The sequence below is a fragment of the Methylobacterium sp. 13MFTsu3.1M2 genome, from assembly GCF_900112625.1.
GTDB lineage: Bacteria > Pseudomonadota > Alphaproteobacteria > Rhizobiales > Beijerinckiaceae > Methylobacterium.
The window spans coordinates 115,944-142,131 of the sequence record NZ_FOMM01000010.1 but is presented as its reverse complement, the minus strand read 5'-3'; the positions used below and the strand labels follow the sequence as shown (position 1 = coordinate 142,131).

The following is a 26,188-nucleotide window of genomic DNA, read 5'->3' as shown; positions in this document are numbered from 1 at the left end:
CGGGCGCGGCGCCGTCCCATGGATGCAGACGATCCCTTCCGCGCACACCGAACACGCCCGTGACCCAGCCGACATCCGAGCCGGCGCGCCCGCCGATCCGCTTCCGCGGCCGCTCCTTCATGGCCACCGTCCTGGCGCCGATCCCCCCGGTCGCCGACTGGTTCGGCGACCTCGACGCCCTCAACCGCCGTGCCCCGAACTTCTTCGCCGGCCGGCCGGTGATCCTCGACCTGTCCGGATTGCGGCTCAACCGCGAGGATCTCGACGGTCTGCTCGCCGAGCTGGCCGCCCGCAACATCCCGATCCTGGGGATCGAGGGCGCGGCGCCGTCGCTCCTGGATTCCGCGACCCCGCCGGCCCTGTCGGGCGGGCGCCCCGCGGGGGAGATCGCCGCCCCGGACGAGTCGGCCGCGGACGCGCCCGCGCCGGCCGAGCCGCAGGCCAGGGAGACGGCCCGCTCGCTGATCCTCGACGCGCCCGTGCGCTCCGGCCAGACCGTCCTGCACCTCGAGGGCGACGTCACGGTGCTGGGCGCCGTGGCGTCGGGCGCCGAGGTCATCGCGGGCGGCTCGATCCACGTCTACGGCGCCCTGCGCGGCCGCGCGATCGCCGGCGCCGCCGGCAACCCGACGGCGCGGATCTGGTGCCGGCGGTTCGAGCCGGAGCTGGTCGCGATCGACGGTCTCTACCGCGCCGCCGACGACCTCGACCCGGCCTTCCGGGGGCAGGCCGTGGAGGTGCGGCTGCTGGAGGACGCGATCAAGCTGAACCTGTTCGAGCGAGGTTGAGAGGCTTCGCAGCTCCGGCGTTCAGGCCGTCGGTTAACGGCCTTTCCGCCCGCGCAGAACCCACGGAGACCGGGGCCGAGCCCCCCGCGACGCGCGCCCGAGGGCGTGAGACCATCCTCCGCTGCCCCGATACAAGGATCCCGGCAGAATTTGCCGACCGGATCAGAAACTTAACCCTTCGGTAACCATACCCGCCGTCAATGGTCCGGTAAGGACTCTTAACGGGCGGACATGAGCGACACCCTCCCCGAGCCGATCGACCCGGAGACCGCCACAGCGGCGGCTCCTTCCGCGCCCCGGCCGCTCAGCCTGCGCGGGCGGGCCTTCAAGGCCCTGGCCCTCTCCCCCGAGCCGCCGCTCCCCGAGTGGCTCGCGGGCCTCGACGCGGCGCTCAAGCGCTCGCCGACCCTGCTGAAAGGCCGGGCCGTCATCCTGGACTGCGCCCAGCTCAAGCCCGAGCCGGACGCGCTCGAGACGCTCATGAACGAGCTCAAGGCCCGCGGCATCGCGGTCCTGGGCATCGAGGGGGCCGACGCGGTGGTGGACGGCCTGCCGCCGCTGCTGGTCAAGGGGCACCCGTCCGAGACGATCGAGATCCCGAGCGTCCCGGCCGAGCCGGAGCCGCAGGTGGTCACCTCGATCACCGTCGAGGGCTCGGTCCGCTCCGGACAGAGCGTCATCAACCCGACCGGCGACGTGACCGTGATGGGGTCCGTCTCCTCCGGGGCCGAGATCCTGGCCGGCGGCTCGATCCACGTCTACGGCGCCCTGCGCGGTCGCGCGATCGCCGGAGCCGCGCGCAACCCGCGCGCACGAATCTACTGCCGCAAATTCGAACCCGAGTTGCTGGGGATCGACCGCCTCGTGCGGACGGCGGAGGACATGGGCACGGCCCTGCGCGGCAAGGCCGCCCAGGTCTGGCTCGATGGCGGCAACATCCGAATGGCAAGCCTGGATTAAGGGAGATCGACGCGTGGCAAAGGTTCTCGTCGTCACATCGGGCAAGGGCGGCGTCGGCAAGACGACGACGACCGCGGCCCTCGGAGCGGCCCTGGCCCAGGGCGGGCAGAGCGTGTGCGTCGTCGACTTCGACGTCGGCCTGCGCAACCTCGACCTCGTCATGGGCGCCGAGCGCCGGGTCGTCTACGACCTCATCAACGTGGTCAACGGCGACGCCAAGCTCCCGCAGGCGCTGATCAAGGACAAGCGGCTCGAGACCCTGCACCTGCTGCCGGCCTCGCAGACCCGCGACAAGGACGCGCTCACCGATGAGGGCGTGGCCCGGGTGATGGACGAGCTGCGCGCGAAGTTTGACTGGGTGATCTGCGATTCCCCCGCCGGCATCGAGCGCGGCGCCCAGCTCGCCATGCACCACGCCGACGTGGCGGTGGTCGTGACCAACCCCGAGGTCTCCTCGGTGCGCGACTCCGACCGGATCATCGGCCTCCTCGATTCCAAGACCGCCAAGGCGGAGAAGGGCGAGGACATCGAGAAGCACCTGATCCTCACCCGCTACGACCCGATGCGGGCCGACCGCGGCGACATGCTCAAGACCGAGGACGTGCTCGACATCCTGTCGATCCCGCTGCTCGCGATCATCCCGGAGAGCCAGGAGGTGCTGCGCGCCTCGAACCTCGGCTGCCCGGTGACGCTGAACAACCCGCTCTGCGCCCCGGCGCGGGCCTACGCCGACGCGGCCCGCCGGCTCAAGGGCGAGTCCGTGCCGATGAGCCTGCCGGTCGAGCGCAAGTCCTTCCTCGACAAGCTGTTCATGCGGAGGGCGGCGTGAGCATCCTGGGACTGTTCCAGAAGCGCAGCTCCGGCGCGGTCGCCCGCGACCGCCTGCAGCTGATCCTCGCCCACGAGCGCGCGGAGTCGGGTCGCCCCGACCTCGTGATCCAGCTCCGGGAGGAAATCCTGGCGGTGATCGCCAACCACGTCGCGGTGGAGCCCGACAAGGTGAAGGTCACCCTGGAGCGCGGCGAGGGTGTCTCGACCCTCGGCCTCGACATCGAGCTGCCGCTCGGTGCCTCGGGCAAGCTCGACGCCAAGCTGGCCGCGAAGCTCGCCGAGGTCGCCGCCAAGAAGGGGGCCGCCAAGCCGGCCTCCTCCAAGAAGGCCGCTTGAGCCGGGCGGGGAGCGTCCCCGCCGGCACGGAGATCCACGCGCCGCGCCCGGTCCGCCGGGTGCGGCTTCGTCGTTCCTTCCACGAACTCCGGTCCCGACTCTCGACCGGGCGCCCCGCCGCGCCATCTCGGAAACCCCGGGGGAGGCCGATGAGAGGATCGCCATGCCGAGCGCCACGACGGACGACGGGATACGGCTCCACTACGAGGAGAGCGGCCAGGGGACGCCGCTGATCTTCGTCCACGAGTTCGCCGGCGATCACCGCAGCTACGAGGCGCAGCTGCGCCATTTCGGCCGGCGCTACCGCGCGGTCGCGTTCAATGCCCGGGGCTACCCGCCCTCCGACGTGCCTGAGTCCGTCACGGCCTACGCGCAGGCGCGCGCCGCCGACGACATCCTGGCCGTCCTCGACCATCTCGGCGCGCCGAAGGCCCACGTCGCCGGCATCTCCATGGGCGCCTTCGCGACCCTGCATTTCGGCCTGCGGCACCCCGACCGGGCGCTGTCGCTGTGCCTCGGCGGCTGCGGCTACGGCGCGGAGCCGGAGCGGCAGGCGCTGTTCCGCGCCGAGGCGGACGCCACCGCCGCGATGCTCCTCCGCGACGGCATGGCGGCCTTCGCAGAGCGCTACGCCGTCGGGCCGACGCGGGTGCAGTTCGAGACCAAGGACCCGCGCGGGCACGCCGAGTTCAGGCGGATGCTCGCCGAGCATTCGGCCCTCGGCTCGGCCAACACCCAGGCCGGCGTGCAGAAGGGGCGGCCGTCGCTCTACGATCTCACGGACGAGCTGGGGCGCATGACCGTCCCGACCCTGATCGTCGCCGGCGACGAGGACTGGCCCTGCCTCACCCCGAGCCTGATGCTCAAGCGGGTCATCCCCTCCGCCGCCCTCGCCATGCTGCCCAATACCGGCCACGCCCTCTCGGTCGAGGAGCCCGACGCCTACAACCGCCTGCTGGACGACTTCCTGGCGCAGGTGGAGAGCGGCCGCTGGCCGATGCGCGACCCCCGGGCGATCTCGGCGACGATCACCGGGATCAGGGGCTGACCGGCGCGCGGGGGATCAGCCGGAAGCGCGCGGGGCGATCGGGCTGGGTCGTCACGACCGCCTGGGGCAGCACCGGCTCGCGCTCGTCGAGCACCAGCCGGAACCGCTGGAGCACCCGCGCCAGGGAGAGGACGGCCTCGCTCAGGGCGAACTGCGCGCCGATGCAGACCCGCGGGCCGGCCCCGAAGGGCAGGTAGGCGAAGCGCCGCGGGGCGGGGGCGCCGGGCAGGAAGCGGCCCGGATCGAACGCGTCCGGGTCCGGCCAGAGCGACCGGTGGCGGTGGAGCACCCAGGGGCTCACCATGACGATGTCGCTCGCCTTGACCGCGTGGCCCGCCACTGTGTCCGGGCCCAGCGCCCGCCGGACGACCACGAAGGCCGCCGGGTACAGGCGCAAGGTCTCGTCGATCACCGCGCGGGTGAGCGGCAGCCGCCCGTCGCTCTGGCAGCCGGTGGGGTCGGCGAGGTCAGCGGCCCGCGCCTCGGCGGCGACCCGCTCCTGCACCTCCGGCGCGAGGGCCATCAGGTAGGCCGCCCAGAACAGCGTGCCGGCCGTGGTCTCGTGGCCCGCCAGGATCATGGTGGCGACCTGGTCGCGCAGCTCGTCGGGCGTGAAGGCGGCGCCGGTATCGGGATTGCGCGCGGCCGCGAGCAGGTCGAGCAAATCGCCCGAGCGGGACCTGTCCCCCTCGACCGCCCGGCGCGCCGCGATGATCCGGTCGAGGAAGGGGATCCACCGGCGCCGGAACCGGCGGCGCGACCAGTCGAGGGGCACCGGCCAGCCCGGGGGGGTGACGATGTCGAGGAGGTGCGGCCGCCCCATCCGCTCGGCGTACTCGGCGATGAACTGGCGCAGCTCGGCGCCGTGCTGGTCCATCCCCACCGAGAACATGGCGCGCCCGGCGATCTCGAGGGCGAGCCGGTAGAAGGACGTGAACAGGTCGACCGGCCCCGCCGCGGCCTCGGCGGCGATGCGCTCCATCCCGTCGGTCACGGCCGCGGCGATATGGGGCACGAGGCCGTCGATCGCCCGCGGCGTGAAGGCCGGCGCCAGGGTGCGCCGCTGGTGCCGCCACGCCGAGCCCTCGCTGATCAGGAGCCCGTCGCCGAGGATCGGGCGCAGGATGCGGGTCGTCCCGGTGGTGCGGGCGTAGTTCGCCTGATTCTCGACGAGCACCCGGCGGATCGCCTCGGGGTCGTTCAGCACGAAGCTCGACCGCCCGAGCAGACCCCGGCGGGTGACCGGCTCCTCGAAGGCGCGCCGGGGGAAGCCCGCGAGCGCGTTGTCGCGGATCGACCGCAGGTAGGCGGACAGGGGCAGCTCGCGCTCGGGCGGAGCGCGGTGCGGCGGCACCACGCGCGGCGTCCCGGCGAGGCTCGGGATCGTCCGGTCCGGGGTCGCGGTGGCGTCCGAGAATGTTGGCATGGGGTGCCATCCTGTGCCGGAGACGGGCAGCCCTGTAAACCGCCGGCCGCGCCCCGCGCGGACCGGTCACGCTTACGTCATTCCGCCGCCGCGCGCAGGCGCGCTTCGGCACTCCGGTCGGCACTCTGGATCGGCAGGCGCGCGGGGAACCGGGCCGGGTCGGATTCCGGCGACAGGCTCGCCACGAGGCTCGCCCGGGGCAGGGCGGTCTCGGTCACGTCGAGCAGCGTGTCGACGCCCCGCTCCAGGTGCTCGTCCACCCGGTCGACCACGAGGATCTCCGGCTCGCGCAGGATCGCCCGCGCGAGGCCGACCCGCACCCGCACGCGCTCGGCGAGCGCCTGCCCGCGGTTGCCGACCTCCTTCTCGAGGCCGCGCCGCTGGATCGGCCGCTCCAGGTCGAACTCCCGGAACACCGCGCGGGCCTCCTTCTGGATCAGCGCCTCGCCGTGCATCCGCGCCGTGTCGATGCGGCCGAAGAGCAGGTTGTCGAGGACGGTGCTGCGCGGGTTGATCCGGTTCGGGTCGTAGGATTCGACGTCGCAGCCGTCGTCGCCGTGCATGAAGCCCTGCACGACCGCCCGCGCGCCGACCATGCGCTTGGCCAGGGTCTCGTCGAGCAGCCCGAAGCGCATCCGCGGCTCGACATAGGCGAGGGCCAGCGCCAGGAAGGCCACGCTGTCGGTCTCGCTCAGCCGCCCGTCCTCGGGCAGGCGCGCGAGCCGGCGCAGGTAGTCGGGCAGCGCGTCCGGGGTGATCAGCGAGAACCGCCGGAACAGCGGGTGGCCCGGCGGCACGTCGGCGAAGATGTCCTTGAGGTTGCTGGCGATGGCGACGCCCATCCGGTCGAGCTCGTCGAGGAGCTTCACCTTCTCCAGCGCGTCGCGGAACAGGGGGACGCCGGCGAGGCGGCGCGGATCCGTCAGCGTCGGGTCGCGGGGGACGCCGAACAGCAGGTTCTCCCCGACGGTGGCCTGCTCGTTGTAGTGGCCCCGGGCGAAGGGGATCACGAGGTCGGCGAGACCCTTCTGGGCGAAATGCTCGCGCAGGTGCTCCCGCGCCGCGATCATGCGCTGGCCCACCGGCGTGTCGTGGGCGACCGAACTCAGGGCGCCGAGCCCGAACCGGTAGAGCTCGTCGCCGAGGTCGAGCCGGCCGAGCAGGTCGAGCAGGCGCTCGTCGAGCTCGTCGGCATCCCGGACGCCGAGGCGCTTGAAGTCGATCCAGGGGTCCTCGACGCTGTCGCAGGGGTTGCCGGTCTTCACCGCCTCGTTGATCCGCGCCTTGCTGAGGTCGAGGCTCTTGGTGCGCAGCGGGTGCACGCGCAGCCCGTAGAGGACGTTGTCGCGCAGCGTCCCGGGGAACAGCACGGGCTGGACGCCCGCGTAGGCGATGCGCCGCGCGTGGTCGCGGCGCGGCAGCGTCGAGAGGTCGTGCTCGCCGATCCGGACCGTGCCCCCGGGCGGCGACTGGAGCCCGGCGAGCACGCGGACGAATTCCTGCGCGATCGCCCCGGGCGGGACCAGGGCGACCTGCCCGGGGAGGCGCACCTCCACGTCGCCGACCTCGATCAGGGAGCCGCCCTGCGGATCGCGCAGCTGCAGGCCCTCCAGCCGCAGCGGCCCGCCGAGCCGGGGCGCCGCGCGCTCGGATTCGTGCTCGGCCGGCAGGAGGCGCTGCGGGCCGAAATGCGCCGCCACGGTCTCGTACTTGACCTCGACGTCGAGGCGCTGCTGATCCCAGTCGATCAGCTCCTTGAGGGGCGGCGGCAGGTCCCGGTAGGCGGCCAGGACCGCCACGAGCTGGCCGATGTCGAGCTGGCCCTTCAGGGCGAAGTAGCCGCCGATCGCGTAGAACAGGAACGGCGTCACCTGCGCGAGCAGGTTGTTGAGGTATTTGACCGCGAACTTGCGGCGGTAGATCCGCAGGCGCAGGTCGTAGAGCCGGTAGAGGCGGCCGCCGATCTCCGCGCGTTCCCAGCGGCCGGTGTCGTTCAGCGTCACCGCCTGCAGGCCGTCGAGCACCTCGGCGACGCGCCCGGCCAGGGCGCGGGACGCGATCTGACGCTGGCGGCTGAGACGGATGATCTCCCGCCGCAGCCGCGGGATCACGGTCATCTGCACGGCGACCATGCCGCCGGCCGCGATGCCGAGCCAGATGTTCTGCATCATGATGAAGGCCAGCGCCGTCGCGGCCTGCGTGCCCAGGAACACCGGCACCACGATCGCGTCGCCGATGAAGGAGCCGATCGGCTCGACCTCGTCCCGGATGATCGTCGCGGTCTCGGAGGATTTCACCTCCCGCTGCGTCTCCGGGGAGAAGCGCAGCATCAGCGAGAACAGCTGGAACCGCAGGCGGCGCAGCATCCGCTCGCCGAGAATGCCCTTCTGGAGGTTGATCCAGAACTTGAACGCGCCGTTGATCAGGACGAGGCTGAGGAACAGCGTCGACAGGCTGAGCAGCAGCTCGAACCGGTCGAGCTGGAACCCCTCGAACAGGTGCGTCTTGCCGCCGCCCAGGAAGGCGGGCCACTCGACGGTGAGCTCGAGGAACGGCGCGGTCGCCTCGCCGTGCGCGTAGGCCTTCCCCGTGATCGCGTCGTTGACGATGCGCTTCGGCAGGTCGAGCGAGGCGAAATAGAACGGGAGCGACGCCAGCACGACGGCGCAGATCCGGAGCTGCGCGACCTTGGAGTAGCGCCAGATATACGGGAACAGCCGCGGCTCAAGCGCGCGCATCGTGTCCTTCCGACGAAAGCCCGCCCTGGCGGCCCGACGGCCGAATCGCCGCAGCCGGACGCCTGATCCTGGTCGATACGCTACCCGAGGGATCCGGTTTCATCCAATACAGCCCGATAGGCGCGGATTCCCGCCGGCCGCGGTGTCATCGCGCCGTCATATAGGGCACTCGGCGCCGGATCCCGACGCCGATCTTCCCCCAGCAATCCCGGTCACGCGAGGCCCCCATGACTTCAGCGGCCTTGCCCAAGCGCGCGCGTCCTTATATTGCGACGCAACCACCACGACTCCGTACCTGAACCGGCGCGGACGGCCGCGCCGCGCGGCCGCCAGGGAGCCGGCACAACCCGTTTCGGGCCGCCATGAAACTGCGCAACATCGCCATCATCGCTCACGTCGACCACGGCAAGACGACCCTCGTCGACAAGCTGCTGGCCCAGTCCGGCACCTTCCGCGAGAATCAGCGGGTCGAGGAGCGGGCGATGGACTCGAACGACCTCGAGAAGGAGCGTGGCATCACGATCCTCGCCAAGGCGACCTCGGTCGTCTGGAAGGACACCCGCGTCAACATCGTCGACACCCCCGGCCACGCCGATTTCGGCGGTGAGGTCGAGCGCATCCTGTCGATGGTCGACGGCGTGATCGTGCTGGTGGACGCCGCCGAGGGGCCGATGCCCCAGACCAAGTTCGTGGTTGGCAAGGCGCTCAAGATCGGCCTGCGCCCGATCGTGGCGATCAACAAGGTCGACCGTCCGGACGCGCGGATCAACGAGGTCGTGAACGAGGTGTTCGACCTGTTCGCCGCCCTCGACGCCACCGACGAGCAGCTCGACTTCCCGATCCTCTACGGGTCGGGCCGCAACGGCTGGATGGCCGACAGCCCGGACGCGGACCCGTCGGTCGGCCTCGAGCCGCTGTTCGACCTCGTGCTCAAGCACGTGCCGCCGGCCCGGACCGAGGAGGGGCCGTTCCGGATGCTCGGCACCCTGCTCGAGGCCAACCCGTTCCTCGGCCGCATCATCACCGGCCGGATCGCCGCGGGCTCGGTGAAGCCGAACCAGCAGATCAAGGTGCTCGACCGTCACGGCAAGGTCGTCGAGACCGGCCGCGTGTCGAAGATCCTCGCCTTCCGCGGCCTGGAGCGCGCGCCGATCGACATCGGCGAGGCGGGCGACATCGTGTCGATCGCCGGTCTGATCAAGGGCACCGTCGCCGACACCTTCTGCGACCCGCAGGTCGAGACCCCGATCCAGGCGCAGCCGATCGATCCGCCGACCGTGACGATGTCGTTCATCGTCAACGACAGCCCGCTCGCCGGCACCGAGGGCGACAAGGTGACGAGCCGCATGATCCGCGACCGCCTGTTCAAGGAGGCCGAGGGCAACGTCACGCTCAAGATCGAGGAGGCGGCCGACAAGGACAGCTTCTACGTCTCGGGCCGCGGCGAGCTGCAGCTCTCGATCCTGATCGAGACCATGCGCCGCGAGGGCTTCGAGATCGCCGTGTCGCGGCCGCGGGTCGTGTACGAGCGCGACGAGGCTGGCGGCCTGCTGGAGCCGATCGAGGAGGTCGTGATCGACGTCGACGAGGAGCATTCCGGCGTCGTCGTCCAGAAGATGTCCGAGCGGAAGGCCGAGATGCTGGAGATGCGGCCCTCCGGCGGCAACCGCCTGCGCCTCGTCTTCCACGCCCCGACCCGCGGCCTGATCGGCTACCAGGGCGAGCTGCTCACCGACACCCGCGGCACCGCGATCATGAACCGGCTGTTCAAGGCGTACGAGCCCTACAAGGGCGAGATGCCGGGCCGGCGCAACGGCGTGCTGATCTCCAACGACCAGGGTGAGGCCGTGGCCTACGCCATGTGGAACCTAGAGGACCGCGGCCCGATGATGATCGAGCCGGGCTGGAAGGTGTACCAGGGCATGATCGTCGGCGAGCACAACCGCGAGAACGACCTCGAGGTGAACGTGCTCAAGGGCAAGAAGCTCACCAACATCCGCACCACCTCGAAGGACGAGGCCGTGCGCCTCACTCCGCCGATCCGGATGACCCTGGAGCGCTCGCTGGCCTGGATCCAGGACGACGAGCTCGTCGAGGTGACGCCGAAGTCGATCCGCCTGCGCAAGGCGATCCTCGACCCGAACGACCGCAAGCGGGCCGAGCGGTCGAAGGAGAACGCCGCCTGAGGCGCGCGACCGTCACCGATCGTGAATGACCGGCAACCGGGCGCTCAGGCCCGGTTGCTGATGTGGCCCTTATTCCTGGCCGCTCTCGGACCCATCGAACCCTTATGCTGGGGGCAATACTTCGATGGGGCGGACCCGAGAGGCCCGCGTGAACCCCGTGACACCGATGCCCGTCGCGCTGAACCCGCTTCCGTCGCTCGCGCAGGCCGCCGCCGCGCCGCCCTCATACCTCGTCGGCCAGGACGGCGAGGGTCACTGGGTCGCCGTCGAGACCGGTGGGCGTGCCGGAGGCATCTTCCGCAGCCGCCAGGACGCGATCCGCTACGCCTGCGTCGAGACCGGCTGCCGTCCCGGCGACGTCCCGCTGGCTTCCGGGCCGATCCCCTTCCGTCTCTCCTGAGCCGCGCGCCGCCGCGCGGGGGATGCCGCCGCGGCGGCATCCCGGTCGCGTCAGCTGCCCCCGGGATCGGTCTCGTCGTTCTGCGTTCCGCCGGCGGGCGTCCCCTGGCCGGGCTTGCCCTCCGTCTTCTCGTTCGGGTCCTTGACCGCGTCGGGGGCGACGTTCTTCGGCTTGTCCGGCTGCGCGCCGGTCTCGCGACGCTCGGTCATTCCCGATTCTCCCGCTCCGCCCGGTAGTGCCCGCCCGCGACCTTCGTGTCGGCGGCCGGACCCCGCGAGGCCTTCTGGTCCGAGTGGCCGCCCGAGGAGCCGCCGACCGCCGGCGGCGCGCGCCCGGGCTCTCCGGCCGCGCCCCATCCCTCCTTCGGTTCGGTCCGCGGCGCCTCGCCGGAGCCCATGTCGGTGATCGCCGCCTGATCGGCCGTCTGATGGCCGCGCCCGGCGGGCGGGCTCCCGCGCGAACCGACCTTGTCGTCGGGCTTGCGGGTGACTGTGCCGGATTCGCTCGTCGGCCTGACCATCAGCGCTTCCCGTCGTCCTGGCCGACGGCGGCGGTGGCGCGGTCGATCGCCTCGCCGAGATCCGTGTCGGACCGCGCCTTGTCCTCCATCTGGCCGAGCTTCTCGCGCGACGTCTCGGTCTCGTTGGCCACCGCGGCCTCGGCACCCTCCCGCGCGGGTCGTCCGGTCTGGTCTGTCATGGCTCGCCTCTCTGCCTCTTCGGGGGACAACGGAGGCGGCCGGGGAGGGTTGCGCGAACTGGGCGACCGGAGGCGGTCGGTTCAGGTCTCCGGCCCGACGATCCGGGGCAGGACGGCCTGCATGAGGCGCCGCGCCGCATCCTCCGCGGCCCCGCGATCCGACGCCCGGGCCTCGATCGTCAGCAGATCGCCGTCCCGGAGGATGACCGCGGTGGCACCCGCGCCGCCGTCCAGCGCGTACACGCTCAACCAGCCGATCGCCGGGCCGGCGGGCAGGGCCGAGAGCCGGCAATCCGGATTGCGCCGCACGCAGAGCGCCTCGAGCGCCGCGAGGGTCGTCCTGCCGGAGCGGACCCGGGCCTCGGTCCCGTCCGTCAGGCGCCCGATCCGCAGCTCGATCGCCGGGGTGCCCGCGCAGGCGGCGCAGTGCAGGCCGAGACGTTGGGCCTCCGCCTGCGCGGTGGCTGCCGGTCCCAGCGCCAGTCTGGCGGCCTCGGCCAGCCCGGTCAGGTCGTGGACCGCGAAGCCCAGGGCCATCGCCGACTGAGCCCAGAGGCCGAACACGAGAAGCAGGAGGCCGCGCATGAGAGAATCGCTGTCCGTTCGCCGATCGGCGTTAGCGGAGAGTTTTTCTGGCGTCCAGGCACGGGAGATCGCAGTGTTGATCCGAAATTTTCGCCCAAAACTCAGTATTGTGCTGCGAATAAATTTTAAAAGAGACAGATACTGATCAAGGAAAAATAATTGTATGACTGTGATAAAATGAAAAATTCCGTGGGTCGCGACGATCGTGTCCGTCCCCGGCGGACCGGAAGCGCGCGCGGATCCACATCGCCGCGATCCGCCCCGGTGCGATTCGATCGGTGCTCCGTAGGGGAGCGGCCCGAAGGCCGCTCCGATGGCCGGTTCAGCCGATCCCGTCGAACAGCGCCGAGGAGATGTAGCGCTCGGCGAACGAGCAGGCGACCGTCACGATCCGCTTGCCCTGGAACTCGGGGCGCTTGGCCAGCTCCAGCGCCGCCGCGACGTTGCCGCCGGTGGAGATGCCGCCGGGGATGCCCTCCAGCCGGGCGAGCGCCCGGGAGGTCTCGAACGCCGCCTGGTTGGTGACCTTCAGGACGCCGTCGAGGATGCTCGTGTGCAGGTTGTCGGGGATGAACCCGGCGCCGATGCCCTGGATCTTGTGCGGGCCGGGCTGGCCGCCGGAGATCACCGGGCTGTCCTCCGGCTCCACCGCGAAGACCTTCAGGTTCGGCAGGCGCGGCTTCAGCACCTCGCCGACGCCCGTCACGGTGCCGCCGGTGCCGACGCCGGCCACGAACGCGTCGAGCTGGCCGCCCGTGTCGCTCCAGATCTCCTCGGCGGTGGTCTTCCGGTGGATCTCCGGGTTGGCCGGGTTGGAGAATTGCTGCGGCATGACCGAGCCCGGGATCTCCTTCAGGAGCTCCTCGGCCTTGGCGATCGCGCCCTTCATGCCCTGCGCGCCCGGCGTGAGCGCCAGTTCTGCACCCAGGAAGGCGAGCATCTTGCGCCGCTCCAGCGACATCGTCTCGGGCATCACCAGGATGAGCCGGTAGCCGCGGGCCGCCGCCGTGAAGGCGAGGGCGATGCCGGTGTTGCCCGAGGTCGGCTCGACCAGCGTGCCGCCGGGCTGGAGCTTCCCGGAGGCCTCCAGGGCGTCGATCATGTTGACGCCGATGCGGTCCTTCACGCTCGCGATCGGGTTGAAGAACTCGAGCTTCAGCAGAATCTCGGCGTCGACGCCGTGCTCCTTGGGCAGCCGGTTCAGGCGCACCAGAGGGGTGTTGCCGATCGTCTCGGTGATCGAGCCGTAGACACGGCCGTGGCCGACCTTCGCCGGTGCGTTGAGGGTATCGGCCATCGCGGAACTCCTGCTCGTGGTGACGGATCGGACAGATGTCGTATCCGGGAGAGGCCCCGCCAAGGGATCGCCCTCGCGTGGGGAGGCTTGACCGGCCCGGACGGGAGGCTGCGATATCGCGTTGCCGCGGCCGGAGCAATCGGGCTAAGTGCCGTTGCCGAAAGTTCTTTCCGGAATTGGGCGAACTTTCGCGGCGGGGTGGAAGACCTTTATTGAGCGGCCCGTTCCTGATGGAATTCTATTCTCCAGCCCGTCCGGCCGCGGCCGGCGCTGCCCAGCCCTCCTGCCCGACGGGCGGACGGGACCTCACCCTTCGGCCGACTCGTCGGGCCGCTCTTCTGGCGGGCCTCGGGCTGGTCCTGGCGCGGCCGGCGCAGGCCGCCGAGGCGCTCCGCGTCGTGCTCGCCACCGCGACGCCGGGCGGCGGCTTCCCGGCCTTCGGGGAGGCCTTCGCCGGCGCGGTCGCGGCCGCGGACCCGGCCCTGACCGTCGAGCGGCGCGCCACCGGCGGGTCGTCCGAGAATGTCGGCCTCCTCCGCGCCGGCCGCGTCGATCTCGGCCTCGTGCAGGGCGAGTACGCCTACCCGGCCCTCGCCGAGGGCGGCAGCCTGACCGTCCTGGCGCCGATGTACCCGACGCCGGGCCTGTTCGTGGTGCCGGCGACCAGCGCGATCCGCTCGGTGGCGGACCTGCGCGGGCGCAGGGTCGTGCTCGGCACGCACAAGTCCGGGCTGACCGTCATGGGCCGCAGCGTCCTCGGCGCCTCGGGCCTCGATCCCGAGCGCGACATCAGTCCGATCCTCCTCGACCGGGCCGGCGACGGCCCGGCCCTGGTGCGGGAGGGCCGCGCCGACGCGCTCTGGGGCGGCGGCCTCGATTGGCCGGGCTTCCACGCGCTGGCCGCGGATCCGGGCGGGGCCCGCTTCTTCGGACCGTCCGAGGCGGCCATCGCGCGCCTCGCGCAGCCCGGCGCGGCGACGCGGCGCCTCACGGTTCCGGCCGGCAGCTTCGCCGGGCAGGCGGAGCCGATCGCGACGGTGGGGTCCTGGAGCTTCGTGATCGCGCGGCCCGGCCTCGACGAGGAGACGGCCTACCGGATCGTCCGGGCGCTGGCGCGGACGGATCTCACCGAAGCGCAGCCGAGGAACCTCGTCGGCCTCGTCCCGGCGGACCAGGTCAATCCAGGCACCGCCCGCGTCCTGCGCGAAGCCGGCGTCACGCTGCGCTGACGCCGTGGGGGCTCAGCGGAACGAGGCGACCCGGCGATCGCGCTTCCGCTCGGCGGCGGGCTGGTAGGCGATCTCGGCGTGGTGGGTGCAGTACGGCAGGCCGGTGATGGAGCGGGCGCCGCAGAAGCGGAATTCCGGCGTCGTCGGGTCGCCGAGGGGCCAGCGGCACATGGATTCCCGGAGGTCCATGATGGTGACGCGCTCCGACACCGCGAGGGCCACGGGCGCGGGCGCCGCGGCCGGCGCGGGCGCCGGGAAGTCCGGGGCCGGACGGTGGGCCAGGATCGCGACCGGCTCGGGCGCCTGCGTCTCGACCACCGCGATGGCGGTCTCGATCTCGACCGTCTTCGACGGCGGGACGGCGGTGGCGGCTTCCTCGCCGCCGCGGGCGCGACCGGCCAGACCGAGGCGGTGGACCTTGCCGATCACCGCGTTGCGGGTGACGCCGCCGAGTTGCGCCGCGATCTTGCTGGCGCTCTGCCCGTCTTCCCACAGGCGGCGCAGCAGCGCCACGCGATCGTCCGTCCAGCCGAGACCCGCTTCCATCATCCCCTCCGCCCCCTGCGGCTCGGCCGCGTTCCCGAAGGCCAGTCCGCGTCTTCCAGGCAGACAGGAGCCGTTATCCCGGCCGACCGTGTCGCCGCGCAGACCGCGCCCCCGCGCACCGGCTGCCGCATCGCGTGCGACACCCTGTCTCGCCAGGCCACGGGGGAACCCTAGCGCGGCGCTCGCGAACGTTGCAAGGGCGGGCGGTCGCCGGGCACGGGCCGCCGCGACGCCTGTCCACCGGCAATGACCCAGGCCGGCCCGGGTCGGCCGTGTCCGGCGCGATCCTGCGCGGCCCCGGCGCAGTCCCGCCGGTGACCGGTACGGCGCCGCACCGTCCGGGCCGCCGGCCGCAGCGGCCACGCTTGCGCCCCGATCGCGTGGGATCGTGACCCCACCGCAACAGCGCGGCCTTATCGTTCCTCCGAAGCCGGCTAAGACGGAACAGGCGATACGGCCAAGCTCGTTCCGTGTGGCAGAGTGGGCGCGTTTCGCGGTTCGAGGAAGTGACGATGGGTGTTCGTCAGGTCAGCCTGCGCATGGCGATGGCGTTCGGGCTGGCGGGTCAGGTCGCGGCCTGCGGCAGCGTTCCGCGGACCCCCTACAGTGCCGAGCAGGCGGCCTTCGCCACCGTGCCGGGCATCCCCGGCGCGCGCGTCTTCGCGGACGCGTCGGTGGACACGATCGCGGCGCTCGCCGCCAATCCGGAGCGGCGCCTCAAGGGCTTCACCTACCTGGCCCTGTCGGGCGGCGGCGGCGACGGCGCCTACGGGGCGGGCGTGCTCAACGGCTGGACGGCGTCCGGCAAGCGGCCCGAATTCACCCTGGTCTCCGGCGTCTCGACGGGCGCGCTGATCGCGCCCTTCGCCTTCCTGGGCCCGGCCTACGACCCCTACCTGACCGAGTTCTACACGAGCGGCGTCGCCAGCGAGCTGGTGGCCTCGCCGAACCTGGCCAACGTGCTGTTCGGCTCGGGCCTGTTCGGCGACGGGCGCCTGCGCAACCTCATCGACCGCTACGTCACGGACGACCTCCTCAAGGCCGTGGCCGAGGAGCACGCGAAGGGCCGGCGCCTGCTGGTCGTCACGACGAACCTCGATTCCCAGCGCGCGGTGATCTGGAACATGGGCGCCATCGCGGCGAGCGGGGTGCCCAACGCCCGCCAGCTGTTCCGCGACGTGCTGGCGGCCTCGGCCAGCATCCCGGCGGTGTTCCCGCCCCAGTTCATCGACGTCTCGGCCGGCGACGCGCGCTTCCAGGAGATGCATGTCGACGGCTCGGTGGTGACCCCCGTCTTCACCCTGCCGCAGACCCTGCTGCTGCGCGACGGGCGAATCCGCACCGGCGGCAAGGCCGAGATCTACGTGGTGATCAACGGCCGCCTGGAGCCGGAATTCGAGGTGACGAAGGACAACACGCTCTCGATCGTCGAGCGCTCCTTCACCACCGCGAGCCGCGCCCGCTCCCGCGCGACGCTGACGGCGACCTACGCGCTGGCCCGCACCAACGGCATCGGCTTCAATCTCACCTACATCGACGAGAACGGCCCCAAGGCGTCCGCCGCAAAGGGCTTCGACACCGCCTACATGCGGGCCCTGTACGACGCCGGTTACGAGAAGGGCCGGACCGGCACCTTCTGGCAGCACTCGATCCCGGCGGCGCCGGTGCTCAAGGCGACCGCCAGCGCCGTCGCGAACTGACCGCCTAACGGTCCGCCGCGCGCCCGGCTCGGGCGCGCGGCGAATGGCGCGGGCGGACGACGCGCCTACTTGCCCAGGATCTTCGTCACGAGGCGGCCGAGCGGCGTCGCCGTGCTGGCGTTCCGGTCGTCCCGGTCGACGGGGCGGTTCTCGTTGCCGAGGATCTTGGTGACGATGCGTCCGATCAGGTTCATGGGTCGGCCCTCCGGTATCGCGCCCAAATGGCGCAGCTTCCCCAACAACGGGTCAGGCGCGGGCCGCGTTCCAGCCCGGCGCCCGATCGGGCGCCTCAGACCTGCATCAGGCGGATGTTGTTGGTGTTGCCCGCCGTGTGGAACGGGATGCCGGCGGTGACCACGATGACGTCGTTCGGCCGCGCGAAGCCCTCGTCCTGGGCGTGGTGGCAGGCCTTCGAGGTCATCTCCTCGTAGCTGTCGACGTCCTCCGTCAGGACGCTGTGCGCCCCCCAGAGCAGGCTCAGCCGCCGCGAGGTCGCGACGTTGGGGGTCAGGGCCAGGATCGAGGCCGCGGGCCGCTTGCGCGCGACCCGCGCGGCCGTCGTCCCGCTCGCCGTGTAGGCGACGATGGCCGCGGCGCGCACCGCCTCGGCGAGGTCGGCCGTGGCGGTGGCCACGGCGTGGGGCGGCGTCTCCTCCTCGCCCGGCTCCGAGGCCGCGACGATCGAGTGATAGAGCTTGTGGCCCTCCACGCTCCGGATGATCCGGTCCATCATCGCCACCGCCTCGACCGGGTAGCGGCCGGTCGCGGATTCCGCCGAGAGCATCACGGCGTCGGCGCCGTCGTAGATGGCGGTGGCGACGTCCGACGCCTCCGCCCGGGTGGGCGCGGGCGCATTGACCATCGAGTCGAGCATCTGGGTCGCCACCACGACGGGCTTCACGGCGAGCCGGCAGGCCCGGATCAGCTCCTTCTGCCGCCCCGGCACGTCCTCGTGCGGGATCTCGACGCCGAGATCGCCGCGGGCGACCATCACGGCGTCGGAGAGCCGGATGATGTCGGCGATCCGCTCCAGCGCCTGGGGCTTCTCGATCTTCGACATGATGCCGGCGCGGTCGCCGATGATCCCCCGCGCCTCGATGACGTCGGACGGCTTCTGGACGAACGACAGGGCGACCCAGTCGACGCCGAGGTCGAGCCCGAAGGCGAGGTCCGCCCGGTCCTTCTCGGTCAGCGGCGACAGGTCCAGCAGCGTGCCCGGCAGGTTCACGCCCTTGCGGTTCGAGATCGGCCCGCCGGTGACGACCTCGGCGGTGATGGAGGTCCGCTCGGGCCCGGTGACCCGCACCCGAACCCGCCCGTCGTCGATGAGGAGTTCCTGGCCCGGCACGACGGCGTCGAAGATCTCCGGGTGGTGCAGCGGGATCGCCTGCTTGTCGCCGTCGGCGCCCTCGAGGACGAAGCGCACCGTCTCGCCGGCCTGGAGATCGAGCCGGCCGCCCTGGAGCGTGCCGATGCGGATCTTCGGCCCCTGGAGATCCTGCAGGATGCCGATCGGCCGGCCGACTTCCTTCTCGAGGGCGCGGATGGCCGCGTGGACCTTGGCGTGATCCGCCTGGAGGCCGTGGCTGAAATTGAGCCGGAACGTGTCGACGCCGGCGAGGAACAGGGCGCGGAGCTGGTCCGGGGCGGAGCTGGCGGGACCGACGGTGGCGACGATCTTGGCGTGGCGGTGACGGCGCATGCGGGTCTCGGCCTCCTGAGGCTGCCTCTGGGAATCGAGCCGGGCGCTCGCTCGCGCCGACGGCGCTCACATCGGTCCGCGACGGCCCCGCGGCGAGGCCTCGCGGCGCCCGGCGGGCGATTTTTCGCGCGGCGGGCCGATTCGGCGGGGGGCTATCTGGCCGCCTCCCGGGCGATCCCGGCAAGCCCGGCGTCGAACACGTCCGTGATGTCGGCCACGGCGTCGGCATCGCTCATGCCCTCGGCGTCGAAGGTCGCGCTCCAGATCACCGTGGAGCCCGCGCCGTCGCGACGGACCGCCAGCGTCGCGTTGTAGGCGCGCACCGGCAGGGGCCCCTGGATGAAGCTGTAGCTGTAGCTCATGCCGGTCTCGTCGCGCGCGGTCTCGACCTCGGCGATCGTGCCCTTGCCGCCCTTCACCACGAGGCCGCGGATCTGCGCGCGGATGCCGTCATCCTCGTCCTCGCCCGACAGGATGCAGCGCTGGACCTGCGGGTGCCAGTTCTGGATCGCGCAGAAATCGCCGACCAGCGCCCAGACCGCGGCCGGCGGAGCCGGGATGTCGCGGCTGCGGGTGACCTCCAGGGCGCTGGCCGGTCCGGCGGCCAGGACGGCCGCGCCGATCGCCGTCAGGGAAGCGGGATGCATCACGGGTCGGTCTCCGGGCCGCCGGGCTGATGTGACGCGACTTGGGGCGCCGCCGGGCCGCGGCGAGCCCCGGGGCCGCGACGGACCGCGTCTCGAAGGTGTCGCTGACGGCGCGGTATGCTACGCCGCGCCCGTCAGGATCACCGGAGATGCCCATGGACGATCGCGCCGCGCCGAAGCGGCCCGCGACCCGGAGCGGCGCCGCGCGCGCGGTCCTGGCGACCGGCGCCGCGCTCGTCATCGGCACGGCCATGCCGGCGCTCGCCGCGGGGCCGGACCCGTCGCCGCCGGCCGCGCCGCAGGCCTTCGAGGCCTGCCGGGCCGACCTGATCGCCTGGGTCACGGCCCGCGCCGTGCCGCAGGGCCTCGCCGAGGCGCAGCTCGCCGCGCTCACCCCCGACCCGGACGTGGTCGCCGCGACCCAGAGCCAGGGCGAGTTCGTCCGTCCGATCTGGGACTACATCGAGGCCAGCGTCACGCCGGCCCGCGTCGAGGCCGGTCTGCGCAAGCTCGCCGAGCACGCCGACACGCTCGCCGCCATCGAGGCCAGGTACGGGGTCGACCGCCACATCCTGGTGGCGTTCTGGGGCGTCGAGTCGAGCTACGGCGCCGTGCTCGACAACCCGGCGGTGGTGAAGCCGGTCGTCCGCTCGCTCGCGACGCTCGGCTGCAGCGATCCCGCCCGGGCGACGTACTGGCGCGACGAGCTGGCGGCGGCGCTCCAGATCCTGGCCTGGAACCAGGCGCCCCTCGACCGGATGCAAGCGGGGCTGACCGGGTCCTGGGCCGGCGCCATGGGGCACACGCAGTTCATGCCCAGCGTCTACCAGCGCGAGGCGGTCGATTTCGACGGCGACGGCCGGCGCGACATCTGGACCTCGGTGCCGGACGCCCTCGCGTCGACGGCGAACTACCTGCGCAGCCACGGCTGGAAGCCCGGCGCGGGCTGGGGCGCCGAGGCGGTGCTGCCCGAGACCTTCGACGCGGCGCTCGCCGACGAGACGACGGTCCGCACCGTCGCGGCGTGGCGGGCGCTCGGCGTGAGACCCGCCCGCGACCGCGCCCTGCCGGACACGGCCGAGGCGACCCTGATCCTGCCCGCCGGGATCCGCGGCCCCGCCTTCCTGCTGCAGCCGAACTTCGCGGTGATCCTCCGCTACAACACGGCGCTGTCCTACGCGCTGACCGTCGCGCTCCTGTCGGACCGCCTGCGCGGCGACCCGGGCCTGGTGCACGACTGGCCGCGGGGCGACCGGCCCCTCACCGGCGACGAGCGGCGCGACCTGCAGACCCGCCTGACGGAGCGCGGCTTCGCCACCGGCGGGGTCGACGGCAAGATCGGCCCGAAGACGCGGGCGGCGCTGCGCGCCTTCCAGGGGTCGGTCGGCCTGCCGCCGGACGGCTACGCCGACGCCGCGCTGCTGGACCGGGTCCGGGCCGCGCCCTGACGGGCGCTCACGCCAGGAAGGCGGGCTCGTCCCGGGCGAGCACCCGCTTGACGCTCTCCAGGTGGAGGCGGGCGCTCTCGGCGCGCCCGGCCGCCTCCTGGGCCGCCACGCGCTGCACGATCGCCTCGGGCACGGGCTTGAGCGCGCGCCCCGTGCTCATGGCCAGGACCTGCGCCTGCGCGGCGCGCTCCAGGTAGTAGAGGTCGTCCCAGGCCTCCGCGATCGTCTCGCCCAGCACCATCACGCCGTGGTTCTTCAGGAACACGACGTCCGCCTCGCCGGCGCTCTCGGCGATCCGCCGGCCCTCGGACGAATCGAGCGCGAGACCGTTGTAATCCTCGTCCACGGCGATCCGGCCGTAGAAGCGCAGCGCCGTCTGGCCCGCCCACATCAGGGGCTCGCCCTCCAGCATGGCCAGGGCCGTGGAATAGGGCATGTGGGTGTGGAACGCGGCCCGGGCGCGGGGCTTCAGCCGGTGCAGCTCGGCGTGGATGTGGAAGGCGGTGGCCTCCGGCTGGCCGTCGCCCTCGAGGACGTTGCCGTGGAAGTCGCAGAGCAGCAGGCTCGACGCGGTGACCTCCGCGAAGGCGAGGCCGTAGGGATTGACCAGGAACAGGTCGGGCCGCTCCGGCAGCACCGCCGAGAAGTGGTTGCAGATGCCCTCTTCCAGGCCGTTGCGCGCGGCCCAGCGCAGGCAGGCGGCGAGGTCGATCCGGGCGCGGCGCACGCTGTCGGCGTTCAGGGGCTCGTTGCTGCGGGCCGGCGGAGTCCCCGGGGCGGTAACGGCGTGCGCCATGCGTGCGGGCTTTCCTGTGACTTCGGATCGGGCCGGGCAGACCGGCCGGGGCCGCACTCTAGACGCTCGCGCTCAGGCGCCAAGCGCTCAGGTATCAAGCGCTCAGGTACCAAGCGCTCAGGCGCGGCCGTCCGTGACGCCGCCGACGAGGTTGAGGCCGAGCAGAAAATCCGACGCGAAATCCGTGCGGATGACCGGCTCGCGCGGGATCGCCTCGCGCAGGAGATCGCGCTCGGCGCGGCGCGCCGCGACCGCCTCCGCCACCGTGACGCGCCGGAACGACAGGCTCGCCCCGCCCCGGACCTGCGCCAGCCGCCCGAGATCGGGCCCGATGACCGTGGCGATCTTCGGGTAGCCGCCGGTGGATTGCCGGTCGGCCATCAGGATGATCGGCAGGCCGTTGCCGGGCACCTGGATTGCCCCCATGGCGACGCCGTCGGAGACGATGTCGTGCCCCTTGGCGTGCCTCAGCGGCGTGCCGTCGACGAAGCAGGCCATCCGGTCGCCCCGCGGCGAGACCGTCCAGGGACCGGCCAGGAAGGCCTCGATCTGGTCGGGCGCGAAGTAATCGTCCTGCGGGCCCAGCACGACCCGGATCTCCCGGCCGTCCCGGTCGAGCCAGGGCGCGACGAGACGCTGCGGCGCTCCGTCCGCCGTCCGGCCCTCGGCGACGGGGAGGCGGTCGCCCGCGGCGAGGCCGCGCCCGTCGAGGCCGCCGAGCCCCGAGCGGGTATGGGTCGCCGCCGAGCCGAGGACCGGCGCCACGTCGAGCCGCCCGGCGACCGCGAGGTAGCCCCAGGCGCCGGCATCGCCGGCCCGCACGACGAGGGTCTGGCCGGGCTCCAGGGCGAGCGCGACCGTGTCGGGCAGGGGCACGCCGTCCAGCGCGATGCGGAAGCCCGGTGCCAGCAGGGCGAGCCCGACGGCGCCGTCCTGCGCCGAGACGGTGATGCCGCCCGTGGAGATCTCGATGGCGGTGGCGTCGAGGGCGTTCGACGCCGCCCGGTTGGCGGCGGCGTGCATCAGCGGGTCCATCGGGCCCGCGGCCGTGATGCCGTAGCGCAGGTAGCCGTGCCGGCCCCCGTCCTGCAGGGTGATGCCGGGCCCGGCGGAGTCGATGACGAGGGCGGGCATCAGCGCGCCTCCCCGCGGCGGGCCACCGGCTCGCCCGCCGCCTCGCGCGCCGTGAGGGCGTCGAAGGTCGCGGCATCCACGGGCTCGAAGCGGATCAGGTCGCCGGCGCCGACGAAGAAGCTCGGGTCGCGCTCCGGCGCGTAGAGGCGGGACGGCGTCGCGCCGATCACGTACCAGCCGGTCGGCATCGGCACGGTCGCCACCGCGGCGAGGCCGCCGCCGATCATGATCGCGTTGCGCGGGTGCGGCGGCCGCGGGCTCGGCCGCCGGGGCACCGCCAGGGGCTGCGGCAGGCCGCCGAGATAGGCGAAGCCCGGCGCGAAGCCGTACATGTAGACCCGGAAGGTCGTGGCCGCGTGGGTCGACACCACATTCTCCGGGCTCAGGCCGCTCCGCTCGGCGACCTGCGCGACGTCCTCCCCGTGGGGGGCGTCGTAGCAGCAGGGCAGCGTCCAGAGTATCGGGCTCGCCGCGCGCGCGGTCGCGCCGGCGACCAGCGCCCGGACCCGCTCGGCGAGCGTCTCGCGGTCGAGCACCAGCGGGTCGTAGTGCAGCATCAGGGAGCGGTAGGTCGGCACGCGCTCCCGCAGCCCCTCCGGCGGGTCCGCCCCGAGGGCGTCGTCGAGGGCCAGGACCCGGTCGCTGATCGCCGGGTCGACGGTGCTGCCGAACTCGACCACGAGGGCCGCCTCGCCCGCGTCGAGGAGCCGGGGCTCGTCCAGCGCCGCGCTCACGGCCGGAACGGCGCCAGCGTGACGCCCGCGCCCTCCAGCCGGGTCCGCACCGCCCGCGCCGTGGCGACGGCGTGGTCCGAATCGCCGTGGACGCAGATCGAGCGGATCGGCGTCGGCAGCGTTTGACCGTCGGCCGTGAGGATCGCGCCCGCCTCGACCATGCGCAGGACGCGGTCGGCCGCCTCGCCGGCATCGGTGATCATCGCGCCGGGCTGGCTGCGGGGGATCAAGAGGCCGGTCGGCGTGTAGCCGCGATCGGCGAAGATCTCCTGGTGAACCTCGAGGCCGCAGGCCTCGCCCGCCGGCACCTGGGCGGTCAGCGCGATGGCGAGCAGCGCGAGCTCCCGGTCCACCGCGCGAACCGCGCGGGCGATGGCGTCCGCCACCGGCCGCTCCTCGGCGGCGACGTTGGCCAGCGCCCCGTGCGCCTTCACGTAGGTGATGCGGTGGCCGGCATAGGCGGCGAGCGCCTGCGCGGCACCGATCTGGTAGGCGACGAGCCGCTCGATCTCGGCGGGGCTGTAGGGCATCCGCCGCCGCCCGAAGCCCCAGAGGTCCGGGAAGCCCGGATGGGCGCCGACGGCGACGCCGCGCTCCTTCGCCAGCGCGAAGGTCCGGGCCATGATCTCGGGGTCGCCGGCGTGGAGGCCGCAGGCGACGTTGGCCGAGGTGACGATCCCGAGGATCGCCGAGTCGTCGCCGCAGGCGTAGGCGCCGTAGCCCTCGCCTAGGTCGGAATTCAGGTCCACGCTGGTCATCGCCGCCGCTCCGCGTGCCGATCGGGTCTCATAGGGCCGCAACGGGTTCCGGCTCCGCCGGATCCGCGCTGCAAGAATCGAGCGCGCGGCCCGCCGTCTCGGGCAAGAGAAGCGCCGCGACGATCACGAGGCAATAGGCGCCCGCCGCCACGACGCCGATGGCGATGCCGAGTGTCAGCGAGCCGCTGAGGTGGCCAACCACGGCCGGGCAGATCGCGCCGGTGGCGCGGCCAAAATTGTAGCAGAAGCCCTGCGCGGAGCCGCGGATCCGGCTCGGGAACAGCTCGCTCAGGAAGGCGCCCATCCCGGAGAAGACGCCCGAGAGGAAGAAGCCGAGGGGGAAGCCGAGGACCAGCATCACCGGGTCGGTGATCGGGATCAGCGTGTAGGCCAGGACGAGGATTCCGGCGCAGAAGCCGAACAGGACGAAGCCCAAGCGGCGCCCGATCCGGTCGGAGAGCCACGCGCTGGTGAGGTACCCGACGAACGACCCGAAGATCAGCATCAGCAGGTAGCCGCTGGTGTTCAGGACCGAGAGGTTGCGCTCGGTCTTCAGGTAGGTCGGGAGCCACGTGGTCACCGCGTAGTAGCCGCCCTGCATGCCGGTCGCCAGCAGGCTCGCCAGCACGGTCCGGCCGATCAGCGGCCGGGAGAAGATGTCGAGGAAGCTGCCGGTATCGCCGACGTCCCGCATGGCGGCGCGGGTCTGCCGGTAGACCTCGGGATCCTCGATGTTGCGGCGGATCCAGAAGATCAGCATTGAGGGGAGGGCGCCGAGCCAGAACAGGATCCGCCACGCCACCGCCGGCTCCGCCAGGGCGAACACGGCCCAGAAGGCGATCGCCGCGCAGGCCCAGCCGACCGCCCAGCTCGACTGGACGAGCCCCACCGCCTTGCCGCGGTAGCGGGCCTGGATCGTCTCGGCGATCAGCACCGAGCCCACCGACCACTCGCCGCCGAAGCCGAAGCCCTGCAGCGCGCGGGTCACGAGCAGTTGCTCGTAGGACTGGGTGAAGCCGCTGAGCACCGTGAACAGGGTGAACCACGCGACGGTGCCCTGCAGGACGACGACCCGGCCGTAGCGGTCGGCGAGGATCCCGGCCGCCCAGCCGCCGATCGCCGAGGTCACCAGCGCGGCGGTGGCGATGTTGCCGGCCTCGACCTTGGTCAGGCCCCAGACCACGACCAGGGTCGGGATCAGGAACGTGTAGATCATGTAGTCGAACGCATCGACGCCGTAGCCCGCGAAGGCCGCGCCCAGGACCCGGCGCTCCGCCGGACTCGTGTCTTTCACCCACATGGCGCAACTCCTTTGCGGAATGGCCGCCGCGCGGCCGGGATGGTCACAGGAACGGCAGGTCGCGATTGAGGAGGTCGGTGATCAGCATGTGACCGGGCGCGTGGGTGATGCAGAGCGGCAGCCGCGCCGCCATCGCCACCGCCTGGGGGGTGACCCCGCAGGCCCAGAAGACCGGGATCTCGTCCGGCTCGATCGGCACGGGGTCGCCGAAATCCGGTCGCCCGAGGTCGCGGATGCCGATCAGGCCCGGGTCGCCGAGATGGATCGGCGCCCCGTGGACCGCCGGCATCCGGGCCGTCACCTGCACGGCCTTGATGGCGTCCGCCGCCTTCATCGGCCGCATGGAGACGACGAGCGGGCCGTGGAACGGGCCCGACGGTTGGGTGGCGATGGAGGTCCGGTACATCGCGACGTTGCGGCCGAGGGCGACGTGCCGGAGCGGGATGCCCGCCTCGATCAGGCCGGCCTCGAACGAGAAGGAGCAGCCGAGGACGAAGGTGACGAGGTCGTCCCGCCACACGCCGGTCAGGTCGGGCAGCTCGGCCACGAGCGCGCCGCCCTCGTAGACGCGGTAGCCGGGCACGTCTGTGGCGAGGTCGAGATCGGTCCCGAGCGTCGGAAGCGCCCGGGCGCCGGGCCGCGAGACGCCGAGGATCGGGCAGGGCTTCGGGTTCTGCTGGCAGAAGCGGTGGAAATCCTCCGCCATGGCCCGCGGCAGGATCATCAGGTTGCCCTGCGCGTGGGCGGGGACGAGACCCGAGGTGTGGCCCCGGAACCGACCCGCGCGGATCGCGCGCCGCGCGTCCGCCGCGTCGGCGAAGACAGGTGGCGCGCCATCGGCGCCCGCGTGCTGGCTCACCGCGTTGATCTCCCTGGCTGGTCGTCGCGCGCCGGAGCGGC

Annotated in this window: 27 protein-coding genes; 10 read left to right on the top strand and 17 right to left on the bottom strand. The window is 72.5% G+C overall.

The annotated features are described in order from the left end of the window. The first annotated feature begins 119 nt into the window (after positions 1–119). From minC (BM314_RS11290) to BM314_RS11270, 5 genes are all read left to right on the top strand, one after another. Positions 120–788, top strand: coding sequence for a septum site-determining protein MinC (minC, locus tag BM314_RS11290; protein WP_056533382.1), 669 nt, complete (start codon positions 120–122; stop codon positions 786–788). Between the two features lie 231 nt (positions 789–1,019). Beyond that, a complete protein-coding gene (gene minC, locus BM314_RS11285) occupies positions 1,020–1,748 on the top strand; it encodes a septum site-determining protein MinC (protein WP_020093045.1) in 729 nt (242 codons plus the stop codon). A 13-nt stretch (positions 1,749–1,761) separates the two neighbouring features. Continuing rightward, a complete protein-coding gene (gene minD / locus BM314_RS11280) occupies positions 1,762–2,577 on the top strand; it encodes a septum site-determining protein MinD (RefSeq protein WP_020093046.1) in 816 nt (271 codons plus the stop codon). Beyond that, the gene (minE, locus tag BM314_RS11275; protein ID WP_042672278.1) at positions 2,574–2,915 is read left to right on the top strand and encodes a cell division topological specificity factor MinE; all 342 of its coding nucleotides are present in this window, start codon (positions 2,574–2,576) and stop codon (positions 2,913–2,915) included. The genes minD and minE overlap by 4 nt, the downstream gene beginning before the upstream one ends. 163 nt (positions 2,916–3,078) lie before the next feature. Next, the gene (locus BM314_RS11270; RefSeq protein WP_091978183.1) at positions 3,079–3,963 is read left to right on the top strand and encodes an alpha/beta fold hydrolase; all 885 of its coding nucleotides are present in this window, start codon (positions 3,079–3,081) and stop codon (positions 3,961–3,963) included. Here the strand turns inward: BM314_RS11270 and BM314_RS11265 are convergent. Continuing rightward, on the bottom strand, positions 3,953–5,389 hold the full coding sequence (locus BM314_RS11265; protein WP_091978182.1) for a cytochrome P450: 1,437 nt from the start codon (positions 5,387–5,389) through the stop codon (positions 3,953–3,955). The genes BM314_RS11270 and BM314_RS11265 overlap by 11 nt on opposite strands. 77 nt (positions 5,390–5,466) lie before the next feature. Next, positions 5,467–8,127 carry an ABC transporter ATP-binding protein gene (locus BM314_RS11260; protein ID WP_091978181.1) on the bottom strand — a complete coding sequence of 887 codons (2,661 nt, stop codon included), beginning with the start codon at positions 8,125–8,127 and terminating at the stop codon, positions 5,467–5,469. A gap of 362 nt (positions 8,128–8,489) precedes the next feature. Here BM314_RS11260 and typA point away from each other — a divergent pair, with 362 nt between their 5' ends. Both typA and BM314_RS11250 read left to right on the top strand, forming a co-directional pair. Further along, a complete protein-coding gene (gene typA / locus BM314_RS11255; protein ID WP_020093051.1) occupies positions 8,490–10,313 on the top strand; it encodes a translational GTPase TypA in 1,824 nt (607 codons plus the stop codon). A 166-nt stretch (positions 10,314–10,479) separates the two neighbouring features. Continuing rightward, positions 10,480–10,713: an RAG2 PHD domain containing protein gene (locus BM314_RS11250; protein WP_082558088.1), complete on the top strand. Its 234-nt coding sequence runs from the start codon at positions 10,480–10,482 to the stop codon at positions 10,711–10,713. A 50-nt stretch (positions 10,714–10,763) separates the two neighbouring features. Here BM314_RS11250 and BM314_RS30565 read toward each other — a convergent pair whose 3' ends face one another. The 5 genes from BM314_RS30565 to cysK form a co-directional block, all read right to left on the bottom strand. Further along, positions 10,764–10,922 carry a hypothetical protein gene (locus tag BM314_RS30565; RefSeq protein WP_020093053.1) on the bottom strand — a complete coding sequence of 53 codons (159 nt, stop codon included), beginning with the start codon at positions 10,920–10,922 and terminating at the stop codon, positions 10,764–10,766. After that, positions 10,919–11,233: a hypothetical protein gene (locus BM314_RS11245; protein ID WP_091978180.1), complete on the bottom strand. Its 315-nt coding sequence runs from the start codon at positions 11,231–11,233 to the stop codon at positions 10,919–10,921. Before BM314_RS11245 ends, BM314_RS30565 begins: the two co-directional genes overlap by 4 nt. Then, positions 11,233–11,412: a hypothetical protein gene (locus tag BM314_RS11240; RefSeq protein ID WP_091978179.1), complete on the bottom strand. Its 180-nt coding sequence runs from the start codon at positions 11,410–11,412 to the stop codon at positions 11,233–11,235. The genes BM314_RS11245 and BM314_RS11240 overlap by 1 nt, the downstream gene beginning before the upstream one ends. An 81-nt stretch (positions 11,413–11,493) precedes the next feature. Then, positions 11,494–11,997: a hypothetical protein gene (locus tag BM314_RS11235; protein ID WP_020093056.1), complete on the bottom strand. Its 504-nt coding sequence runs from the start codon at positions 11,995–11,997 to the stop codon at positions 11,494–11,496. Positions 11,998–12,319: 322 nt separating this feature from the next. Beyond that, positions 12,320–13,294 (bottom strand): cysteine synthase A, encoded by a 975-nt coding sequence (gene cysK / locus BM314_RS11230; RefSeq protein WP_020093057.1) that lies wholly within the window; start codon positions 13,292–13,294, stop codon positions 12,320–12,322. Between the two features lie 212 nt (positions 13,295–13,506). Between cysK and BM314_RS11225 the strand changes: the two genes are divergently transcribed. Continuing rightward, on the top strand, positions 13,507–14,523 hold the full coding sequence (locus tag BM314_RS11225) for a TAXI family TRAP transporter solute-binding subunit (protein WP_244539916.1): 1,017 nt from the start codon (positions 13,507–13,509) through the stop codon (positions 14,521–14,523). Positions 14,524–14,535: 12 nt separating this feature from the next. Here the strand turns inward: BM314_RS11225 and BM314_RS11220 are convergent, their stop codons facing one another. Next, positions 14,536–15,069 (bottom strand): GcrA family cell cycle regulator, encoded by a 534-nt coding sequence (locus tag BM314_RS11220; protein ID WP_020093059.1) that lies wholly within the window; start codon positions 15,067–15,069, stop codon positions 14,536–14,538. 512 nt (positions 15,070–15,581) lie between these two features. On the opposite strand from BM314_RS11220, the gene BM314_RS11215 reads away from it, so the two are divergent. Then, entirely contained in the window at positions 15,582–16,769 is a 1,188-nt protein-coding gene (locus BM314_RS11215; protein WP_170868085.1) for a patatin-like phospholipase family protein, read from the top strand. Between the two features lie 65 nt (positions 16,770–16,834). On the opposite strand, the gene BM314_RS11210 is transcribed toward BM314_RS11215, so the two are convergent. The 3 genes from BM314_RS11210 to BM314_RS11200 all read right to left on the bottom strand — a co-directional run bounded on the left by BM314_RS11210 (position 16,835) and on the right by BM314_RS11200 (position 19,118). Then, the gene (locus tag BM314_RS11210) at positions 16,835–16,963 is read right to left on the bottom strand and encodes a hypothetical protein (protein WP_012320301.1); all 129 of its coding nucleotides are present in this window, start codon (positions 16,961–16,963) and stop codon (positions 16,835–16,837) included. A gap of 95 nt (positions 16,964–17,058) precedes the next feature. Continuing rightward, positions 17,059–18,471, bottom strand: coding sequence for a pyruvate kinase (pyk, locus tag BM314_RS11205; protein WP_091978177.1), 1,413 nt, complete (start codon positions 18,469–18,471; stop codon positions 17,059–17,061). A 152-nt stretch (positions 18,472–18,623) separates the two neighbouring features. Further along, a complete protein-coding gene (locus tag BM314_RS11200) occupies positions 18,624–19,118 on the bottom strand; it encodes an SRPBCC family protein (protein WP_091978176.1) in 495 nt (164 codons plus the stop codon). Between the two features lie 155 nt (positions 19,119–19,273). Here BM314_RS11200 and BM314_RS11195 point away from each other — a divergent pair, with 155 nt between their 5' ends. Further along, positions 19,274–20,566 (top strand): lytic murein transglycosylase, encoded by a 1,293-nt coding sequence (locus tag BM314_RS11195; RefSeq protein WP_091978175.1) that lies wholly within the window; start codon positions 19,274–19,276, stop codon positions 20,564–20,566. A 7-nt stretch (positions 20,567–20,573) separates the two neighbouring features. Here the strand turns inward: BM314_RS11195 and BM314_RS11190 are convergent, their stop codons facing one another. From BM314_RS11190 to BM314_RS11165, 6 genes are all read right to left on the bottom strand, one after another. After that, positions 20,574–21,362: an aldolase gene (locus BM314_RS11190; RefSeq protein WP_091927157.1), complete on the bottom strand. Its 789-nt coding sequence runs from the start codon at positions 21,360–21,362 to the stop codon at positions 20,574–20,576. A 117-nt stretch (positions 21,363–21,479) separates the two neighbouring features. Then, positions 21,480–22,496 (bottom strand): 5-oxoprolinase subunit C family protein, encoded by a 1,017-nt coding sequence (locus BM314_RS11185; protein WP_091978174.1) that lies wholly within the window; start codon positions 22,494–22,496, stop codon positions 21,480–21,482. Further along, positions 22,496–23,230, bottom strand: coding sequence for a 5-oxoprolinase subunit B family protein (locus BM314_RS11180; protein ID WP_091978173.1), 735 nt, complete (start codon positions 23,228–23,230; stop codon positions 22,496–22,498). The genes BM314_RS11185 and BM314_RS11180 overlap by 1 nt, the downstream gene beginning before the upstream one ends. Then, positions 23,227–23,988: a 5-oxoprolinase subunit PxpA gene (locus BM314_RS11175; RefSeq protein WP_091978172.1), complete on the bottom strand. Its 762-nt coding sequence runs from the start codon at positions 23,986–23,988 to the stop codon at positions 23,227–23,229. The genes BM314_RS11180 and BM314_RS11175 overlap by 4 nt, the downstream gene beginning before the upstream one ends. A 28-nt stretch (positions 23,989–24,016) precedes the next feature. Further along, positions 24,017–25,288, bottom strand: coding sequence for an MFS transporter (locus BM314_RS11170; RefSeq protein WP_091978171.1), 1,272 nt, complete (start codon positions 25,286–25,288; stop codon positions 24,017–24,019). Between the two features lie 43 nt (positions 25,289–25,331). Beyond that, the gene (locus BM314_RS11165; RefSeq protein WP_091978170.1) at positions 25,332–26,147 is read right to left on the bottom strand and encodes a putative hydro-lyase; all 816 of its coding nucleotides are present in this window, start codon (positions 26,145–26,147) and stop codon (positions 25,332–25,334) included. Positions 26,148–26,188: the final 41 nt, after the last annotated feature.

Bases quoted from the DNA above. Each gene is read 5' to 3' on its own strand.
- minC (WP_056533382.1), top strand. From the start codon at position 120: ATGGCCACCGTCCTGGCGCCGATCCCCCCGGTCGCCGACTGGTTCGGC.
- minC (WP_020093045.1), top strand. From the start codon at position 1,020: ATGAGCGACACCCTCCCCGAGCCGATCGACCCGGAGACCGCCACAGCG.
- BM314_RS11270 (WP_091978183.1), top strand. From the start codon at position 3,079: ATGCCGAGCGCCACGACGGACGACGGGATACGGCTCCACTACGAGGAG.
- BM314_RS11265 (WP_091978182.1), bottom strand. From the start codon at position 5,389: ATGCCAACATTCTCGGACGCCACCGCGACCCCGGACCGGACGATCCCG.
- BM314_RS11260 (WP_091978181.1), bottom strand. From the start codon at position 8,127: ATGCGCGCGCTTGAGCCGCGGCTGTTCCCGTATATCTGGCGCTACTCC.
- typA (WP_020093051.1), top strand. From the start codon at position 8,490: ATGAAACTGCGCAACATCGCCATCATCGCTCACGTCGACCACGGCAAG.
- BM314_RS11250 (WP_082558088.1), top strand. From the start codon at position 10,480: ATGCCCGTCGCGCTGAACCCGCTTCCGTCGCTCGCGCAGGCCGCCGCC.
- BM314_RS30565 (WP_020093053.1), bottom strand. From the start codon at position 10,922: ATGACCGAGCGTCGCGAGACCGGCGCGCAGCCGGACAAGCCGAAGAAC.
- BM314_RS11245 (WP_091978180.1), bottom strand. From the start codon at position 11,233: ATGGTCAGGCCGACGAGCGAATCCGGCACAGTCACCCGCAAGCCCGAC.
- BM314_RS11240 (WP_091978179.1), bottom strand. From the start codon at position 11,412: ATGACAGACCAGACCGGACGACCCGCGCGGGAGGGTGCCGAGGCCGCG.
- BM314_RS11235 (WP_020093056.1), bottom strand. From the start codon at position 11,997: ATGCGCGGCCTCCTGCTTCTCGTGTTCGGCCTCTGGGCTCAGTCGGCG.
- cysK (WP_020093057.1), bottom strand. From the start codon at position 13,294: ATGGCCGATACCCTCAACGCACCGGCGAAGGTCGGCCACGGCCGTGTC.
- BM314_RS11220 (WP_020093059.1), bottom strand. From the start codon at position 15,069: ATGGAAGCGGGTCTCGGCTGGACGGACGATCGCGTGGCGCTGCTGCGC.
- BM314_RS11215 (WP_170868085.1), top strand. From the start codon at position 15,582: ATGGGTGTTCGTCAGGTCAGCCTGCGCATGGCGATGGCGTTCGGGCTG.
- BM314_RS11210 (WP_012320301.1), bottom strand. From the start codon at position 16,963: ATGAACCTGATCGGACGCATCGTCACCAAGATCCTCGGCAACGAGAAC.
- pyk (WP_091978177.1), bottom strand. From the start codon at position 18,471: ATGCGCCGTCACCGCCACGCCAAGATCGTCGCCACCGTCGGTCCCGCC.
- BM314_RS11200 (WP_091978176.1), bottom strand. From the start codon at position 19,118: ATGCATCCCGCTTCCCTGACGGCGATCGGCGCGGCCGTCCTGGCCGCC.
- BM314_RS11195 (WP_091978175.1), top strand. From the start codon at position 19,274: ATGGACGATCGCGCCGCGCCGAAGCGGCCCGCGACCCGGAGCGGCGCC.
- BM314_RS11190 (WP_091927157.1), bottom strand. From the start codon at position 21,362: ATGGCGCACGCCGTTACCGCCCCGGGGACTCCGCCGGCCCGCAGCAAC.
- BM314_RS11185 (WP_091978174.1), bottom strand. From the start codon at position 22,496: ATGCCCGCCCTCGTCATCGACTCCGCCGGGCCCGGCATCACCCTGCAG.
- BM314_RS11175 (WP_091978172.1), bottom strand. From the start codon at position 23,988: ATGACCAGCGTGGACCTGAATTCCGACCTAGGCGAGGGCTACGGCGCC.
- BM314_RS11170 (WP_091978171.1), bottom strand. From the start codon at position 25,288: ATGTGGGTGAAAGACACGAGTCCGGCGGAGCGCCGGGTCCTGGGCGCG.